Annotated in this window: 2 protein-coding genes; both read left to right on the top strand. The window is 63.2% G+C overall.

Annotated features, from left to right (window positions below; translation table 11 throughout):
• A partial coding sequence (locus Q8M88_RS09350; protein ID WP_305596672.1) for an EF-hand domain-containing protein occupies window positions 1-384 on the top strand: 384 nt, incomplete at its 5' end.
• A 31-nt stretch (window positions 385-415) separates the two neighbouring features.
• The coding region (locus Q8M88_RS09345) for a DUF1800 family protein (RefSeq protein ID WP_305596670.1) at window positions 416-1,191 on the top strand (776 nt) is incomplete at its 3' end.

Genomic DNA, 1,191 nt, shown 5'->3' with positions numbered 1-1,191 from the left:
GCGGCGATGCAGGCACGCCGTGAAGCCTGCAAGGCAGACCCAGAGAAATGCCGCCGGGAGCAGGCGGCGATGCGCGAAAAAATGTGCGCGCAGAATCCGGAGCGGTGCAAGGAGATGAAGGCGAAGATGGAGCAGCGCCGCGAAGTCTGCAAGGCCGATCCGGAAAAGTGCCGCAAGGAACATCAGGCGCGTGCTGCCGAGCATTTCAAGAAAACCGATGCTGACGGCAACGGCAGCCTGTCGCGCGCCGAGGCCGAAAAAGGCATGCCGCGTCTGGCCCGCCATTTCGACATGATCGATGCCAACAAGGACGGCCAGTTGTCGGTCGAGGAATTGACCTCAGCGCGCAAGGCGCACGGTGCCAAAGCTCCGGGTAAATCCTGAGCCCGCGGTAACGGCGGGAGCGCGATCCGGCATGTTGCGGCGCACCCTCGCTGTTGTGTTGTGCGCACTGGTAACTTTGCCGGCGCTGGCGCGTCCGCTGGGTTTTGAGGATGCCCGGCATCTGCTGAACCGTACCGGATTTGCTGCCAACACGCCGGAAATCAGTGAATTCGCGCAACTGACGCGCGAGGCCGCGGTGGCGCGTTTGCTGGGCTGGACGGACAGGCCGCCGGTGACAGCTGCGCCGGATTGGACGCAGGCGCCTTATGAACCGCCACAGCGCCCGGCGCTGATGAGTGACGCGGAGCGCAAGGAATACCAGCGCCGTCTGGTCAGCGAGGGGCGCGACCTGAAAGCCTGGTGGATGGCAGAAATGCTGACCACGACCTCGCCGCTGACCGAAAAAATGGTGCTGTTCTGGCACAACCATTTCACTTCCAGCCTGCGCAAGGTGCGCATGCCGCAGCTGATGTACCGGCAGCACATGACACTGCGCCGGCATGCGCTGGGCAATTTCCGCGAACTGCTGCAAGCCATGGCGCGTGATCCGGCGATGCTGATCTATCTGGACGGTGTGGCCAGCCGCAAGGGGCAGCCCAATGAAAATTTTGCGCGTGAATTGATGGAGCTGTTCACGCTGGGCGAAGGACGTTACAGCGAACAGGATGTCAAGGAGGCGGCGCGGGCCTTCACCGGCTGGAGCATAGACCGCGACACCGGTGAATTCCTGTTCCGCCACGCGCTGCACGATGACGGCGTCAAAACCGTGCTCGGCGTCAGCGGCCCGCATGACGGTAACGCCGTGCT

It is taken from the genome of Phenylobacterium sp. (genome assembly GCF_030693805.1).
Lineage (GTDB): Bacteria > Pseudomonadota > Alphaproteobacteria > Caulobacterales > Caulobacteraceae > Phenylobacterium.
The sequence above is the reverse complement of the archived record's forward strand: the minus strand, read 5'-3'. Positions and strand labels throughout refer to the sequence as shown.